Raw genomic sequence first — 16118 nt, 5'->3', positions numbered from 1 at the left:
TTAGACAAGACAGCACCAAAAACTTTAGGGTTTACAAAAGTGTAGAACTTGTTTAAATCAGAGAAACACGTTAATTTTGCGTAAGTGTCTCTGGTGAATGTGATCTTGATATGTGGTTTAATGTGATATCAATCATAAATTATTAATATCCAACTTAAAAATCAAGATCAGTTAAACGCTAGTGATTATTAGGAGGTCGTCTTTGAAACGAGCATTGAAAAAAAGAGATAAGGCTGTGTTGAAAAATACCCCCAGCAGCGATGATGCCCCGGTAGAGCAAACAAATTATGAGATCAATTCCAAAATGACCCGCCGGGCGCGGACTCATCGGGCAGCCATGATTGGCTTGGCGATATCCATGGGAGCAACCAGCCTTTTGGTGACTCGACAAAGCGATCAAGCCCAAGCAGCTGCTCCTGTTGGTAGTCAAAAAGCAGTTTCAACAAATCCATCTGTTTCCGAGACTGAGATGAAATTTGCAGCCACCAAACTGGAAGCCCCAACCGTCTCACTCGCAGGCGCTTTAGCAAATCCAGTAATATTGGAACCAACAGTAGTTTCACAAGTACCTGGGCTTGAAGCTAAATGGCAAGTTGCAACCAACAGCACAGCCGCCGAAGGCACTGCATCCAACGTAATTTCCCCAGCCAAATCGGTTGACAGAGATTCTGTTCACTCACAATTAGCGCCGGGAGTGGGAGTAAGCTATAACCCAATTCAGGCGACATTACCAACAAATGACCAACAGCCTGGGACAGCATTACAGTTGTCTAAAGTGGAAGAGGTTACTGGCAGTACCCAAAATTTGTCGGCAGGCGAGTTAGCCGGCGGTAATGTTGATGCCCAATTAAAAGCACAGCAGGAATTTGCCCTGAATCGCTTACAGGAAAAATCAACCCGGTTAAGAAATAGTTTGGCAGATTTACGGTCTGAACAAACTCAAGATTTATTAAAAACTGGTATTAAAGAAGCACAGCCAACCACTGTAGCTAACAGATCCGTGCCAGAACAATCGGATAACTTGACTGATTTCAAACAATCCGATCTGATTTCTCGGTTGAAACAGAGCAAAGAAACAAGTGCGACGATACAGCACATACCTCTGCCTGCATCATCGTCAACAAAAGTTGTCGCACAATTGTCTCCCTCAACATATCAAGTCAAGCCCGGAGACACCTTAGCAGAAATTGCTAACAATTACGGTACTTCGGTTTCTGAGCTAGTTAGAGCTAACAACCTGAGTGATCCTAATCAACTGCAAATTAATCAAAGGTTAATTATTCCTGCGGATAAGATATTAGAAACCTCTAGCCAGGTAGATAATTCTTCTTTAAACAGCCCCAGTTTTAACCCCAGATCATTTGTTGCCAACAATACTAGTTTAACAATTCCTGCCCCACGAATAAATGAGCAGTTAGAAGAGATTGAAACTCCGGCTACCAATAGCGTGGCTATCCCAGTACCAGTGGTGACACAAGAGCAAGAACGGACTAATTATCCTAGTATCGCTAACCGAATTAATGTTCCTGCGCCAATAGTCCCAGATAGCCAAGGGCAGCCTACTATTCCTATTGTTATTCCCAAAGCCCTACCTACTCCCAGTAACTCTTACGGCTTAGGCGGTGATGCTCCATTACCAAGAACTTTTTCCCAAAAGCAGGGTTCACAAAAACCCGTGCAAAAGGTATCTAAAGCCAAAGGTAATGAACGTATCCGCAGCTTGCAAGCAGAAATTGAGAGATTGCGTTATAAATACCGCGCTCAACAAGCTGGTGTAGCTGTTACAGCCCCTGAAAACAATAGTCAGTCTGTACCTGTTGCTATTGAATCATCCAATAACTCCACCGTATCTCAAGCAAATGCCATCCAGATTGCCGTACCTCAAGCAATATTGCCCAGCTACAGCAATCAACCGCTTAAGACTCTAGTAACAGCATCCGCTCCCACCAACGAGCCAATTAACCCAGAATTTCTACCTAGCAAAACTGGCGCTAGATGGAATTCTCCCCGCAAATCATCTGGCATTAAGTTAACAGTACCTCCTGCTCGTACTAGTGCCTCTGACTCTTTAGGAAAATTGCGAGGAACTTCTGTTTCTCCAGCTTTACCACCTATAGCAGCAGTGGATATCCACTTACCTCAGACCACTGAAGACAATCCCAGTTTCCCAAGCAATTCTTCCACCACAACCTACATTTGGCCTGCTAAGGGAGTTCTGACCTCTGGTTATGGCCCGCGCTGGGGAAGAATGCACAGAGGGATTGATATTGCTAACTCAACCGGCACACCTATTTATGCTTCATCTGCTGGTGTCGTTGAGAAGGCTGGCTGGAACAGCGGTGGTTACGGTAACGTTGTGGATATCCGTCATGATGATGGTAGCTTGACTCGCTATGGACACAACAGCCGAATCCTGGTGCAACGTGGTCAAAGAGTGCAACAAGGTCAAACAATCGCGGCTATGGGTAGCACTGGTTTCAGCACTGGACCTCATAGTCACTTTGAAGTTCATCCATCTGGAAAGGGTGCTGTTAACCCTATCGCTTTCTTACCCAATCGCATTTAATTCCCGCTGGTTGGGAATTTAGTGATTCTCTGGTTAATTGAGGGAGGTAAACTCCCTCTTTTATTTTGAAATTAAAAATTTGGAAATTGATAGTTGTCAAATGCAAATTGGTATGCTATCTTAATATAAGTTGATAAAACAACGTGGCTCAGTAGCTCAGTTGGTTAGAGTACGGGACTCATAAGCCTGGGGTCGTCAGTTCAAATCTGACCTGAGCCATTAAAAACAATACAAAATATAAGGGTTTCAGCTTTCAGTTATTTATGTCACTGGGGGCTGAATATTTGTTTTGAGGCTTTCTGGACTATCAATTTAAGCCAAGGATAGTTAGGAAACTTTGCTCCTACTCTGATTAAATACAAGTCTCAGTACCAGCCTCCTAAAAAATCTTGGCTCTACGCTCCCTTGATGATATTTTTGGTAAAATATCCCTAAAAGCCCTACTCCAACTGGATTTAAGGTTTTAATTTTTTCAAAAAAATATATACCATACGTTAAAGGAAGCGGCAAAACCAGTTTTTATAAATACTTGTATTTTTAAATTAGATCTTGATTTTTTCCTTATTTTCCAGAGGAAAAACTGCATTGGAAAAATCAATAGTTTCGCCAGCTATGGGTACTAAATCAGAATTTATATATGCTAATGCTACTTTTTTGTTTGGCTTTCCTTTCTAAAATTCCTTGACAATTATCCGTGCATCATGATTAGATTTAGGCTTAACTTATATCCTTTTTATGCTATATTTAGCATATTTTTTTGAGAAAGCGATCGCTCTTTTTTCATCTAACATCTTCCACAATCATCATGATATTACCACCACTAATAAATTCATTTCTTGGCTAATAGCAAAATTTAGCTAAAGCTGAATGAAGATTAATATTTATTCAGTCTGTTAAAACAGACTTTTGCTATGAGGCTGAGAATTAATTCTCAGTCGGTTTTGTGGGATAATGGAAGATATATATTAAAAGCAAAAAACCCTCGATAAATTAACCGAAGGGTTTATTAATAAAAACTGAAATATTTATTTCATCGTCCTTATACCTTTACCACGATTACATTCAAAGCAAAGAGTTTGTAAGTTATTGATATCGTTATTACCACCTTTAGAAAACGGGATAACATGATCAACTTCTAGGGTAACTACTGGTGGACTTTTACCACAAGAAACACATTGATGATTATCTCTTTGTAGAACTGCAAAACGAACTGATAAAAAAATGTGACGCGATCCCTAAAAGTTCTTGTCATGCCAACCAAGAATCTGTAGCAGTAACTAGTTTGGGTTTAGTTAAGAAAAGAATTCCTAGTTATGTAAATCATTATTTTAAATTAATCAAAAGTTATGGTGCATTTGCAACGGAAACAATTCTATTAACCTGATTTTTAGAATTGAAAATTAGGTAAGTTTCATCTAAATAAAATGCTTCTTCATCATTATCAATAGGATTGCTATATAAAACAGTTCTGTTTTTAAATATTTCTGCTTTTGCAAAAGATTTACCATCATTAAAAGATTGTCTGGCAATTCTCATAGCTTCTTGTGAACTGATACCAGAATTAAACTTAATATCTGTAAGAGAACCCTCAGTACCCTGAATTTTTAAAGAAATTACACCATCTTTAAACTGATAAGATTTAGCAACAGCACACAAACTTTTACCTGTCAATTTTTGACAGATATTACTCCGTTTGTGTAATTGATTAATTAGTTTTTGTGTAATTTTGAAATTCCGATATTTATAATCTGTGGGTAATTGACGACAATATTCTACACATTTGAGAAAATCAAGGTTAAATGTTGCTGGTTGTGCGTTAACCTTTGGGGTTTGGATAGATGTCAGTAAAGCGAGAGAAGCAGTTAATAAAAAGGTCGGGTGTGGAAGTAGTTTAATTTTCATAATTGCACGGTCATCACCAAAGTATCTATAGTATCTATTTAGGACAATAGCGATAAATTTCTTTACGGTGTAAAACTCTTTCAAAAATTAATTTTTCACGATTTTAATCAATCTGTTGATACGATTGAATATCTGACTCATAAATTGCTTTTGTATTTGCTAAATATCAATATAATATTAAATTTAACAATTAACTTATTAATAATCACAATAGTATATTTACTGAACAGTAATTTAAAAATTAAGAATATCGCTATGTAATTATTTGCCTCCTCTCTTCACCCCCTCCGCATTTCTGCGTGAAAAAAACCTCTTACCCAAATCAAACAACCCACATCACATCCCCTAACGGTAAGGTAATAAAAGCCATATTTAGTAAAAATAAACAAAATAAATGACATCCATAGAATCCCACAAAAAAGCCAAAGCCCTCAAACCCGGAAGCGTGCGCCCCGCCAAAGAACTATGTAGCGAATGCGGACTATGCGACACCTACTACATTCACTACGTCAAAGAAGCGTGCGCCTTCATTACCCAAAGAATAGACGAACTAGAAACCACCACCCATAACCGCCCCCGCAACCTAGAAGACGAAAATGAACTTTACTTTGGAGTTCATCAAGAAATGATGTCCGCCAGAAAACAAGAACCCATAGAAGGCGCACAATGGACAGGAATAGTTAGCAGCATCGCCATAGAAATGCTCAATCGAGGCCTAGTAGAAGGCGTAGTCTGTGTCCAAAACACCAAAGAAGACCGCTTTCAACCCATGCCCATCATCGCCCGTACCCCAGAAGAAATACTAGCAGCCAAAGTCAATAAACCCACCCTATCCCCCAACCTCTCCGTATTAGAACAGATAGAAAAATCAGGAATGAAGAGGTTATTAGTCATCGGAGTAGGTTGTCAAATCCAAGCATTACGAGCCGTCGAGAAAAAACTCGGACTAGAAAAACTCTATGTCCTCGGTACACCATGCGTAGATAACGTTACCCGCGCCGGACTGCAAAAATTCCTAGAAACCACCAGCCGTTCCCCCGAAACAGTCGTCAGCTACGAATTTATGCAAGACTTCCGAGTCCACTTCAAACACGAAGACGGTTCAGAAGAAACAGTCCCCTTCTTTGGCTTAAAAACCAACGTCCTCAAAGACATCTTCGCCCCATCATGTATGAGTTGCTTCGATTACGTCAACTCCCTCGCTGATATCGTCGTTGGGTATATGGGCGCACCCTACCAATGGCAATGGATAGTCGTCAGAAACGATACAGGCAAGGAAATGTTAGAACTCGTCAAAGACCAACTGCACACCCAGCCAGTCATGTCCCAAGGAAACCGGAAACCAGCAGTACAGCAAAGCATCCCAGCTTATGATCAAGCAGTGACATTACCCATGTGGGCAGCCAAATTAATGGGAGTAGTCATAGATAAAATTGGCCCAAAAGGACTGGAATATGCAAGATTTTCCATAGATTCCCACTTTGCGAGAAATTATCTGTATGTGAAGCGGAATCATGGGGAGAAGTTGGAATCTCATGTACCAGAGTTTGCGAAGCGGATAGTGGGGCAGTATAAGTTACCGGAATAAGAGTCTCACGCAAAGGCGCAAACACGCAAAGGGAAGAAGCGTCTTTGTCCTGATTTTATAAGTTGTTGGCAATGCGGAAGATTCCATCTTTGATGAGGAATGATCCGAAGTTGATGAGTAAACCAAGGCGTTTATCAGCGAGACGAAGGTAAGTTAGTAGTTGCTTTTTATGTACTGTATGAACTGTTTCTACGGACTTAAGTTCGATAATAACTTTGTTTTCAACTACTAAATCCCGAAAACCTACCTCCAGATGAACATCTTCATAAACTACAGGTATGGGTTGCTCCGCTTTCACCGCCAATCCTCGCTTTCCTAACTCATATTCCAGAACAGACTGATAAACAGATTCCAACAAACCTGGTCCCAACCTTGTATGAATCTTATACGCAGCATCAACAACTTCCTTTGCAATCTCATTCTCATTCATATCCACCTTCTTCCTTTGCGTCTTTGCGCCTTTGCGTGAGGATTATTCTATATTTATCACCGCCTCAATAGCCGCTTGTAAAGCAAGAGATACATGAGTCCAATGAGTCCCCCCTTGGCAATAAACCACATAAGGTTCTCGCAATGGACCATCTGCCGATAATTCCAAGGTACTCCCTTCGATAAATGTCCCCCCAGCCATGACTACTTGGCTTTCGTAGCCTGGCATATCGTCGGGTATGGGGTCGAGATAAGACCCGATGGGTGAATGTTGTTGAATGGCTTTGCAGAAGGCGATCAGTTTTTTGGCTGAACCCAGTTTAATGGCTTGAATCACATCTCCTCTGGGCGCTAATGGTGGGGGGTTAACTGGATAACCTAGTTTGTCAAATACATAACCTGTTAGGTATGTTCCTTTCATCGCTTCCCCTACCATCTGCGGGGCTAAAAATAATCCTTGGAATAAGAGGCGATTTTGATCAAAGGTTGCTCCGCCTTCGCTACCAATTCCGGGGGCTGTCAGTCTACAAGCGGCGGCTTCTACTAGGTCTGCTCGTCCGGCTATATAACCACCTGCACTCACGACTGTACCTCCAGGATTTTTAATCAATGAACCAGCCATTAAGTCAGCACCAATATGGGTTGGTTCTTGGGTTTCTATGAATTCGCCGTAGCAGTTGTCCACAAAACAAACTGTGTGAGGATTTTGCTGTTTGACTATGTAAACAATTTTCTCTATGTCGGCTATGGAAAGGCTTGGTCGCCATGAATATCCGCAGGAACGTTGAATCAATACTAACTTTGTGTTGTCAGTAATGCTAGTGCTTAAGTTTTGCCAATCTATTTTTCCTTGATCAGTTAATTCCAATTGGCGGTATTTTATGCCAAAATCAATAAGAGAACCTTGGCCTTGTCCTCTCAAGCCAATCACCTCTTCCAAAGTATCGTAGGGAGAACCGACTACTGCTAACATTTCATCCCCAGGACGAAGAACACCGTACAGCGCACAAGCGATCGCATGAGTTCCCGAAACAAACTGCACTCGCACCACCGCAGCTTCAGCACCCATCACTTGGGCAAAAACTTTATCTAAGGTTTCTCGTCCTAAATCATCGTGTCCGTAGCCACTTACGCCCGCAAAATGGTGTGCGCCTACCCGGTGATGACGAAAGGCATCTAATACTCGTTTAAGATTATGCTTGACCTGAGCGTCAATACCAGAAAAAATTTCTAATAGCGCCTGTTCTGCTTCCCGCAGCCGTTCAAAGCTGTTCATCATTTCCTCATTCAAAAACATAAAATAGATATGCGGATTTTAGGATCGCGCAGACTAGGCTGAACAATTTCTATTCAGGTTACTGCATGACAATTGCTACTTCTAAACCTCACATTAACTGGGTTAATACCCTATTTTTCATTGGCTTGCACGTCGGCGCTCTATTTGCCTTGATTCCTAGCAATTTTAGCTGGCAGGCAGTTGGTGTGGCTTTATTGCTCTACTGGGTGACTGGAGGTTTAGGTATTACTTTGGGATATCACCGCCTTGTTACTCACCGTAGCTTTCAAACACCCAAATGGTTAGAGTATATCTTGGTGATTTTTGGGACACTATCTTGTGAAGGTGGTCCAATTGAATGGGTGGGTACACATCGGATTCACCACTTACATTCTGATACTGAATCTGATCCCCATGATTCAAATCAAGGTTTCTGGTGGAGTCATATCGGTTGGATGATTCATTTTGCTCCCGCTCACGATCAAGTTCCTCGCTTCACTAAAGACATTATTGATGACCCAGTTTATCAGTTTTTACAGAAAAATTTCATTTTCTTACAAATTGCTCTGGGCGTAGTCTTATATTTCTTAGGCGGCTGGCCAATGGTAGTTTGGGGAATTTTTGTGCGGATTATTTGGGTTTATCACTGCACTTGGTTGGTAAATAGTGCTACTCATAAATTTGGATACCGCACTTATGAATCTGGTGATAGATCAACTAATTGTTGGTGGGTTGCTATTCTCGTATTTGGTGAAGGTTGGCACAATAACCACCATGCTTTTCAATATTCTGCCCGTCATGGTTTGGAATGGTGGGAAATTGATATGACTTGGATGACTATTCAGTTGTTACAATTACTAGGTCTAGCAACAAACGTAAAGCTGGCAGAGAAAAAAGCATAAGCATATTTATTGCTCAAAGTCAATAGTCTTATAGTCAATTTTTGACTGGAAGCTATTGACTTTTTGTGTGTAAATAAAGCAATTTTTAATTTGAAATTTTTAATTGCTGAATATCTATCCTAAGTTGTTCTTAGGTTGCTATAATCTCAGAAATTAATGTTACAAAACTTTGCAGCAAGTTACGTTTTTTAGTAACGTTGTGTTGCAGTCTGTTGTTTTTCAGGTATTCATGACTACATCAATCATCAAAAGCCAGGAAATAGCGGTCTCCACAGACCTGGGCAAAGACCAAATCAAACTAAAGCATGTTATCAAAAGTCTGCCCAAAGAATGTTTTCAGAAAAATAGCCGCAAAGCGTGGACAACTGTAGTTCTCAGTCTATCTATGGCTGCATTGGGCTATTATTTCATCGCAATTTCCCCTTGGTTTCTTTTACCCCTGGCTTGGATTTTTACAGGAACTGCTTTAACAGGTTTTTTTGTTATTGGTCACGATTGTGGTCATCGTTCATTTGCCGACCGTCGCTGGGTAAATGATTTAGTGGGACATTTTTTCATGATGTTCTTAATTTACCCTTTTCATAGCTGGCGCATTAAACATAATCATCACCATAAACATACTAACAAGCTGGACGAAGACAACGCTTGGCATCCTATTAGAACAGAAGTTTTTGCAGGCTGGTCTAAAAATAGACAATTTGCCTTTGAGTTGTTCATAACTAAACGCCTCTGGTGGGTAGGTTCTATTGGTCATTGGGCAGTGGTGCATTTTGACTGGCGCAATTTCCAGAAAAAAGACCAAGCTAGTGTCAAACTTTCTGTGGCTGTAGTAGTTGCTTTTGCCGCTATTGTTTTCCCAAGTCTAATTATTACAACTGGTGTTTGGGGTTTTATTAAATTCTGGTTTATTCCCTGGATGGTTTACCATTTCTGGATGAGTACCTTTACCATTGTTCACCACACTCTTCCCGATGTTCCTTTTTCAACTGCTGATAAATGGAATGAAGCCTTAGCACAGTTATTTGGGACAATTCATTGTGATTACCCTCAGTGGGTAGAAGTTCTTTGTCACGATATTAATGTTCATGTTCCCCATCATATTTCTACTGCTATTCCTTCCTATAATTTACGGTTGGCTTACAGTAGCATCAAAGAAAATTGGGGACCTTATCTCCATGATGAATATAAGTTCTCTTGGAATTTGATGAAAGAAATCACTAATCAATGTCAACTCTACAAAACTGATATTGGTTATACTACTTTTAACGCATACCGGGCGGCGAAATAATTAGGAATAAGTGATGAATTTAGAAAAGATGAATTAATTAATTAATTGCTTCTAAATTTCATTACAAATTCTTTTAGTTTGGCAATTAACCACATTTAAGAATGTTGAGGAAAATTGCCTATATCTCTTCGTTTAAATTCCAGTGGTAACTAAATATTACCTCACAGTTAATTGATAATTTACAATCAACCAATCCAGTGCAATTAGATACAATCCAGTTCAATCAAAACCCTAGTTCTGAATCTGCTGAAAGTCAAGAGAAATTACCCTTTACTCTTCAGGATTTAAAAGCTGCTATTCCCGCTGAATGTTTTCAGCCTAGTGTGACTAAATCGCTTTATTATTTCTTCCGTGATGTTCTGATTGTGGGACTGCTGTATGCAGTTGCCAATTACCTAGATTCTTGGTATTTCTGGCCAATTTTTTGGGTAATGCAAGGAACGATGTTTTGGGCTTTGTTTGTAGTTGGTCATGACTGCGGACACCAATCTTTTTCTAAGCATAAGTGGTTAAATGATCTAGTTGGTCATATTACCCATACTTTCATTCTTGTTCCTTATCATGGTTGGAGAATTAGCCACAGAACTCACCACAAAAATACAGGCAGTTTGGAGAATGATGAAAGCTGGTATCCTGTCTCTGAATCAGAGTATGATGAGATGCCTTTAGCGCAAAGAATAGGGCGTTTTTATCTGTTCTTATTGGCTTATCCAGTGTATTTATTCAAGCGTTCTCCTGGTAAAGAAGGTTCTCACTTTTCACCCAGCAGCCCGCTGTTTAAGCCTTCAGAAAAATGGGACATTATCACCAGCACCACCCTTTGGATTAGTATGGTGGCTGTGTTAGGTTTATTCACTTATCAATATGGTTGGATGTGGTTGTTAAAATACTACGCTGGACCTTACATCGTCTTTATCATTTGGTTGGATTTAGTGACTTTCTTACACCACACTGAACCCGGAATTCCTTGGTATCGTGGGGAAGAATGGACTTTCCTGAAAGGGGCAATTTCTAGTGTTGACCGAGATTATGGGATTTTTAACCACATTCATCATGATATCGGTACTCATGTTGCTCACCACATTTTCTTGAATATGCCTCATTACAATTTGTTGAAAGCGACTGAGGCAATTAAACCAATTATGGGTGAGTATTTCCATGAATCCAAAGAACCAGTTTGGAAGTCTTTGTGGAATTCCGCTATTGGTTGTCATTTTGTTCCAGATATAGGTAGTAAGGTTTATTACACTTCTAAGAGTCAGAATGCAAAATAGTCGGTAGATTTTTTAAATCTAGGAAGTCCGCTAATGCGGGCTTTTTTTTATTTTAAATTTTCCTTAAAAGTGAAAATAGGGGATAATTATTCTCAAGGATCGGCATACTGAATAAGGGAGAAATTAAAAAACCACTCTTGGGACGAAGGTAATAAAGCGAAAATGAGACGTAAATCTGCTAATAATAGACCAACTAATCCGTCTAAACCCTCTATGTTCCAATCCCCGGTGTTTAACTTCGTCACCATTGCCATTTTTGGGGCGGTGCTGATTTTGGGAATTGGGATTGGGATTGCGTTTAGTTCGACAACTACATTGAGTTCATCAAATGTGGCTTCCCGTGAGTTTATTGATACTAGAGCGCCAAATCCTGAGATTTGTGTGCAGTATGGATCTAGTGCAATGGTGATGGATGCCAGACTCTTTGTAACTCTTAATCCCTTTAATGTCTTTGTTGCCCAGCCGAATATCCGCCCTGGATGTGTAATTCGTCAAAATAACTGGGCTATTTTAGAAAATAAAAAACTAGTAACTTCAGATCAGGTGCGAGAATGTAAGAATCGTCTCAATACCTTTGGGTTTACAGGGGACTTAAATAGTGAAAAGCCAGATATTAGATGTATTTATCAAAATGAATCGGCTCAAAATTTCTTTTTATCTCAACCGGGGGCTGTGGGAAGTCCTCAAGATACGGAAAGATTTTAAATATAGTCACCGAGTCAGGAGTCACCGAGTCAGGAGGAAGAAGGTTAAAGATTTTTCTTTCCCTTTTCCCTTTTCCTCTTTCCTGACAAGTTTGAGTTTTCTCTGCCTAAATATACTTAATCACGACCATTGATAGCAATAAGCAAGCGTAAGATAAAGACGAATAAGTTGATGTAGGTAAGGTACATTGACAAAGCCGCTGGCAAATATTCATCATTGCGATAAGTGCGAGGCAAGATGTAGAAATCAACTACTGATGCTCCAGCGAAGAGAAATACACCCAAACCAGAGATGCCGATTTCTAACCAACTGGGTGTGTAAACACCAAACAAGGCAAAAACAAATTGGAGAAGACAAACCACTAATAAGGCAACAATGCCCAAACTAATGGTTTTTGTTAACGCCATCCCATCTGCTTCCGAAAGGTTAGAACCGATTTTTCGGGCAGCAATGAAGGTAATTCCACAACTCAGAGCAGCAATACCAATACCTTGAATACCTACCCCTTGGGTTCTCAAAGCCACAAATACCAAGCCACTCAGGGTGTATCCAGATAATAGACTGTAAATACCCAATAGGGGTAACGCTAGGGCTTTGTTACCTTTGGATGCGACATTTTGGGCAACGAAGAACAAAATTAATTCGAGAATTACCGCCCCAATTAAGGTAGGAAAAAAGAGTCCGGGATTAGTGCGGATAATGCCTAAACCACCATAAGTTCCCAATGCTGTCAGCACCAATCCACCACCGACATAGGGGAGGGCGTTAGCGATGACATTAGGTCCAACGATTCCATGAGTTCTCGCCTCACGGAAAGCTTCACGAAAATTACTGGTATTACTCATGTCTAAAAACTACCAAAAAATATTGGAACTGAGGAAAATAACCTGCTGATTTCTATTGTTACAAATTTTTGGGTTGAGAAACCAGTAGATAAATCTGTAAGAGAACACCAAAAAATAAATTACCCAATTTTGTGGGATGGGCATCCTTGCCCGTCCTTGATGATTAGCGGGCAATTCGTCCCGCACCACAAGAAATTTTGGGATATTTTTTTGATTGGAAGTCTCTAATAAACCTGTGCTGCATGAGTTGTCATTGCGAGTGAAAGGAAGCAATCTCTTGACAACCGATAAACCACCTAACGCAAAAATCTCTCAAACCCTTATTCCTCTGTGTCCTCTGCGCCTCCGTGGTTCGTTAATCAGGATAATTTATTTCTTGGAAGTCCCTAAATCTAAAATTTTTGGCTGGGTAAAGGTTGACCAAATTCAATAATGGGAATTTCTTTAGGGTTATTTGGGGAACTGTTTTTGTTTTCTTCAGGTGTGGGCAACATTGCGGGAGGAAGGGGGGAATTGATTATGGGTGATGGGTTTTGAGAATTTAGGGGTGGGACTGTGATTAAGGGTTGTTGGGAGTTAGTGGTGAGATTTGTGGATGGTGGTAGGGTAGTGGAGGGTGTGGTTAAGAGACTGTTGGCTGGAGAAAAGGTAAGATGAGGATTGAATATCCAGCGCGTGGGTTTTTGTCGAGAAAGAGGTTGAAGTTGTACTTGGTTGGGTTGGAATTTGGTTCCTGGTGCGATATCAAGGACTATGCGGGTCATATTGGGGTTAAGTTGAGAAATACGAATTCTCTGAATTGCGCCTGAATATTCTTTTTTAGTAATGACTTTACCCAATTTGGTGTTAGGTAAATCGAGAACTATTCGTGGTGGTTGCATTAGTTGGAAATATTGGGGTGTTGCAGTTGCGGAGAGACTAATTTTTAATTGCTGGGACTTGGGGTGAAATTCCCAGTTGTTAAGTTGTGCGATTGGTTGGGCAATACTGATGCTAGGAGTGAAAGCAATCAAGCCAAATAAGCTTACCCTGATAGATAGAAGAATTTTATTAGTTCTAGTTTTCATAATTTGGTTGTTTGGGGTTGGGATATTTAGCATAGACTACGCAAGATTAGAAAAATTGACGTGACGGTAATTAAATTGTCTGATAGCGTAGCGTGGCGCAAGCCATATCAGGATTTTAAGGATTTACAGGATTTCAGGATTTACAGGATGAGGGATCTGTTTGTAGATGAGGTTGGTAATTTGACGGTGATTAATTGTCTGAATCAGGATTTCCAGGATTTCAGGATTTACAGGATGAGGGATCTGTTTGCAGATGAGGTTGCTAATTTGATGGTGATTAATTGTCTGAATCAGGATTTCCAGGATTTCAGGATTTACAGGATGAGGGATATGTTTGCAGATGAGGTTGCTAATTTGACGGTGATTATACTCAAAACGGCTTGATTGTTTGATTCTAAACGTAGGGGTAAAGCAAAAGCTTATTGGTGTCAACTTAACGTAAAACATCTATCCCGCAAAGAACTCAAGTCGTCTGATTCCCAGTCTCTGACTGGGAATGAATTCTAGAAGGCTCTGCCTTCAATGATATATTAGAGGCAGAGCCTCATCAACTGCATTCCTAGTCAGAGACTAGGAACGAGATGTGGTAGGGATTTGAGCTTAAGTTGACACCTATGAAGCTCTTGCTTTACCCCTGCACATCTGGGTTCTTTGTCATTTGGCAAAAGTTTAAATCTCACCCGTGTTTAGTATAATTGGTAGCGATCGCTGTGGGAATTTGTCTGAATCAGGATTTACAGGATGAAGGATTCGGTGGTTAATTGGTGGCGATCGCTGTCCCTAGATCCCTAGATCCCCGACTTCTCTAAGAAGTCGGGGATCTGAAATAACTCTAATCGCACCAAAATAAGGTTGTTAATTTGAGGATAATTAATGATGAGCGATCGCTGTGGGAATTTGTCTGAATCAGGATTTACAGGATGAAGGATTCGGTGGTTAATTGGTGGCGATCGCCCCTACTAAATTCTTGAGGGAAATTGAGCGATAGCGAAGCGCTGCTGCAAGCAGTTCGCTTCACTCGCTGTAGGAATCACATCAAAGGACAAAACCTAGTGTGTTAATTCTGTGTATTTTTGGAGGGATTGTCCGAAAAATTATTGGTGTTACCGTAGTTTACACCGAAAACATCTGTTCCATGAACTTTCTCGTAAAAATATGGCGACATATTTTGTGCATGAAGTCTTATGGGATAAGGGATTCAGAATTAACACACTAGACAAAAACTGATTTTACAGTTCTTTAGTCCATTTTGTCACCGATATTATTTTTTTTCTTAAATTACCTACTGAATGTGGGTTATATGCTAGGTTCGGTTGTGGAACGTAAACGTATCCCTGCGGGACACTGCGTGAACGCGGAGCAATCGGAACGAAACCCAACATTATCAAGTATTTTGCCCAATCAGGGGCTTAACCCATCGCGCTAAACCCCTATGGGAGAATTAGATTCTAAGCAAAGACAAACTGTTTAGAATCTGTCAAACTCAAACCACTGGCTTGAATCCCAGTCAGAGTCGCTAAAGTTTGATTGTTGAAGACAATCGCAGTATCAGCACCAACTTGATTTAACTTGAGTGTGGATGTAGTAATACCTAAACTGACAGCACCTTGAATACCAATGACATCAGTACCAAGTTGGAAGTCAAGCACGGTATTAGCCGAAGAGGGTAATTCAGCATTGACAATCCAGAATTGGTCAGTACCAGCACCACCGGAAATTAAGTTACCACCACCAAGACTAACTCTGAAGATATCTTTACCATCACCACCCAAAGCGCGGTCATTGCTACCCAAGTAGAAGGTATCATCACCCACACCACCAGATATGCGGTTGCCACCTTGTCCATCTCTCGCATCAAAGGTGTCATTACCATCACTACCAAAAGTGCGATCGCCTTTATTCACAAAAATTGTATCTTCACCGCTACCCAGATCAACGATATTGTTACCTGAGTTGGGAAAAACAGATACAGTGGACAGGTCTACCTCATCTTTACCTGCACCTGTAAATACAATATTGTTTTGACCATCGAATTGACTACCAGGAGTGGCAATTAATTTATCATCTCCTGGAGTTCCTGGAGTTCCTACAGTTGTAGATTGGTTATCAATGATTTTTTCGACTGCGATCGCAAAAATATCATTAGCAGATGTTCCGGCTTTATCTGTAGCGATCGCCTTAACATTAAAGTTCCCTACATTATCATTAGTGGGAGTAAGTAATTGGACAAAAATATTTATTTAAACTTTTGCCAAATGACAAAAAACCCAGATGTG

The 16118-nt window shown here is 40.4% G+C and carries 14 protein-coding genes and 1 tRNA gene; 8 read left to right on the top strand and 7 right to left on the bottom strand.

The window, feature by feature from the left end:
• Positions 1-202: 202 nt before the first annotated feature.
• Entirely contained in the window at positions 203-2566 is a 2364-nt protein-coding gene (locus tag IQ226_RS05285; protein ID WP_193892971.1) for a peptidoglycan DD-metalloendopeptidase family protein, read from the top strand.
• 145 nt (positions 2567-2711) lie between these two features.
• A tRNA-Met gene (locus IQ226_RS05280) sits at positions 2712-2785 on the top strand.
• Between the two features lie 806 nt (positions 2786-3591).
• Here the strand turns inward: IQ226_RS05280 and IQ226_RS05275 are convergent.
• A complete protein-coding gene (locus IQ226_RS05275; protein ID WP_193893053.1) occupies positions 3592-3789 on the bottom strand; it encodes an HNH endonuclease in 198 nt (65 codons plus the stop codon).
• Positions 3790-3910: 121 nt separating this feature from the next.
• Entirely contained in the window at positions 3911-4468 is a 558-nt protein-coding gene (locus IQ226_RS05270) for a hypothetical protein (protein ID WP_193892968.1), read from the bottom strand.
• A gap of 394 nt (positions 4469-4862) precedes the next feature.
• On the opposite strand from IQ226_RS05270, the gene IQ226_RS05265 reads away from it, so the two are divergent.
• Positions 4863-6056: a Coenzyme F420 hydrogenase/dehydrogenase, beta subunit C-terminal domain gene (locus IQ226_RS05265; protein ID WP_193892965.1), complete on the top strand. Its 1194-nt coding sequence runs from the start codon at positions 4863-4865 to the stop codon at positions 6054-6056.
• A gap of 55 nt (positions 6057-6111) precedes the next feature.
• On the opposite strand, the gene IQ226_RS05260 is transcribed toward IQ226_RS05265, so the two are convergent.
• Both IQ226_RS05260 and IQ226_RS05255 read right to left on the bottom strand, forming a co-directional pair.
• A complete protein-coding gene (locus IQ226_RS05260) occupies positions 6112-6486 on the bottom strand; it encodes a GxxExxY protein (protein WP_193892962.1) in 375 nt (124 codons plus the stop codon).
• A gap of 42 nt (positions 6487-6528) precedes the next feature.
• A complete protein-coding gene (locus IQ226_RS05255; RefSeq protein WP_193893051.1) occupies positions 6529-7761 on the bottom strand; it encodes a methionine gamma-lyase family protein in 1233 nt (410 codons plus the stop codon).
• A gap of 86 nt (positions 7762-7847) precedes the next feature.
• Between IQ226_RS05255 and IQ226_RS05250 the strand changes: the two genes are divergently transcribed.
• The 4 genes from IQ226_RS05250 (at position 7848) to IQ226_RS05235 (ending at position 11930) form a co-directional block, all read left to right on the top strand.
• Complete coding sequence (locus IQ226_RS05250) at positions 7848-8663, top strand: acyl-CoA desaturase (protein ID WP_193892960.1); 816 nt, start codon at positions 7848-7850, stop codon at positions 8661-8663.
• A 229-nt stretch (positions 8664-8892) separates the two neighbouring features.
• Positions 8893-9951 (top strand): fatty acid desaturase, encoded by a 1059-nt coding sequence (locus IQ226_RS05245; RefSeq protein WP_193892958.1) that lies wholly within the window; start codon positions 8893-8895, stop codon positions 9949-9951.
• 197 nt (positions 9952-10148) lie between these two features.
• Positions 10149-11225, top strand: a complete 1077-nt coding sequence (locus IQ226_RS05240) for a fatty acid desaturase (protein WP_193892957.1) — start codon at positions 10149-10151, stop codon at positions 11223-11225.
• Positions 11226-11387: 162 nt separating this feature from the next.
• Positions 11388-11930: a DUF3172 domain-containing protein gene (locus IQ226_RS05235; RefSeq protein WP_027401792.1), complete on the top strand. Its 543-nt coding sequence runs from the start codon at positions 11388-11390 to the stop codon at positions 11928-11930.
• 116 nt (positions 11931-12046) lie between these two features.
• Here the strand turns inward: IQ226_RS05235 and IQ226_RS05230 are convergent, their stop codons facing one another.
• The 3 genes from IQ226_RS05230 to IQ226_RS05220 form a co-directional block, all read right to left on the bottom strand.
• On the bottom strand, positions 12047-12775 hold the full coding sequence (locus IQ226_RS05230; RefSeq protein ID WP_027401791.1) for a Bax inhibitor-1 family protein: 729 nt from the start codon (positions 12773-12775) through the stop codon (positions 12047-12049).
• Between the two features lie 392 nt (positions 12776-13167).
• Positions 13168-13842, bottom strand: a complete 675-nt coding sequence (locus IQ226_RS05225) for an AMIN domain-containing protein (protein WP_228039254.1) — start codon at positions 13840-13842, stop codon at positions 13168-13170.
• A gap of 1448 nt (positions 13843-15290) precedes the next feature.
• Complete coding sequence (locus IQ226_RS05220; RefSeq protein ID WP_193892953.1) at positions 15291-15746, bottom strand: hypothetical protein; 456 nt, start codon at positions 15744-15746, stop codon at positions 15291-15293.
• A gap of 142 nt (positions 15747-15888) precedes the next feature.
• On the opposite strand from IQ226_RS05220, the gene IQ226_RS05215 reads away from it, so the two are divergent.
• Positions 15889-16086 (top strand): hypothetical protein, encoded by a 198-nt coding sequence (locus tag IQ226_RS05215; protein WP_193892950.1) that lies wholly within the window; start codon positions 15889-15891, stop codon positions 16084-16086.
• Positions 16087-16118: the final 32 nt, after the last annotated feature.

Origin of the sequence: Dolichospermum sp. LEGE 00240 (genome assembly GCF_015207875.1) — a bacterium.
Taxonomy (GTDB): domain Bacteria; phylum Cyanobacteriota; class Cyanobacteriia; order Cyanobacteriales; family Nostocaceae; genus Dolichospermum; species Dolichospermum gracile.
Note: the sequence above shows the minus strand (reverse complement) of the source record. Positions and strands in the feature narration are given on the sequence as shown.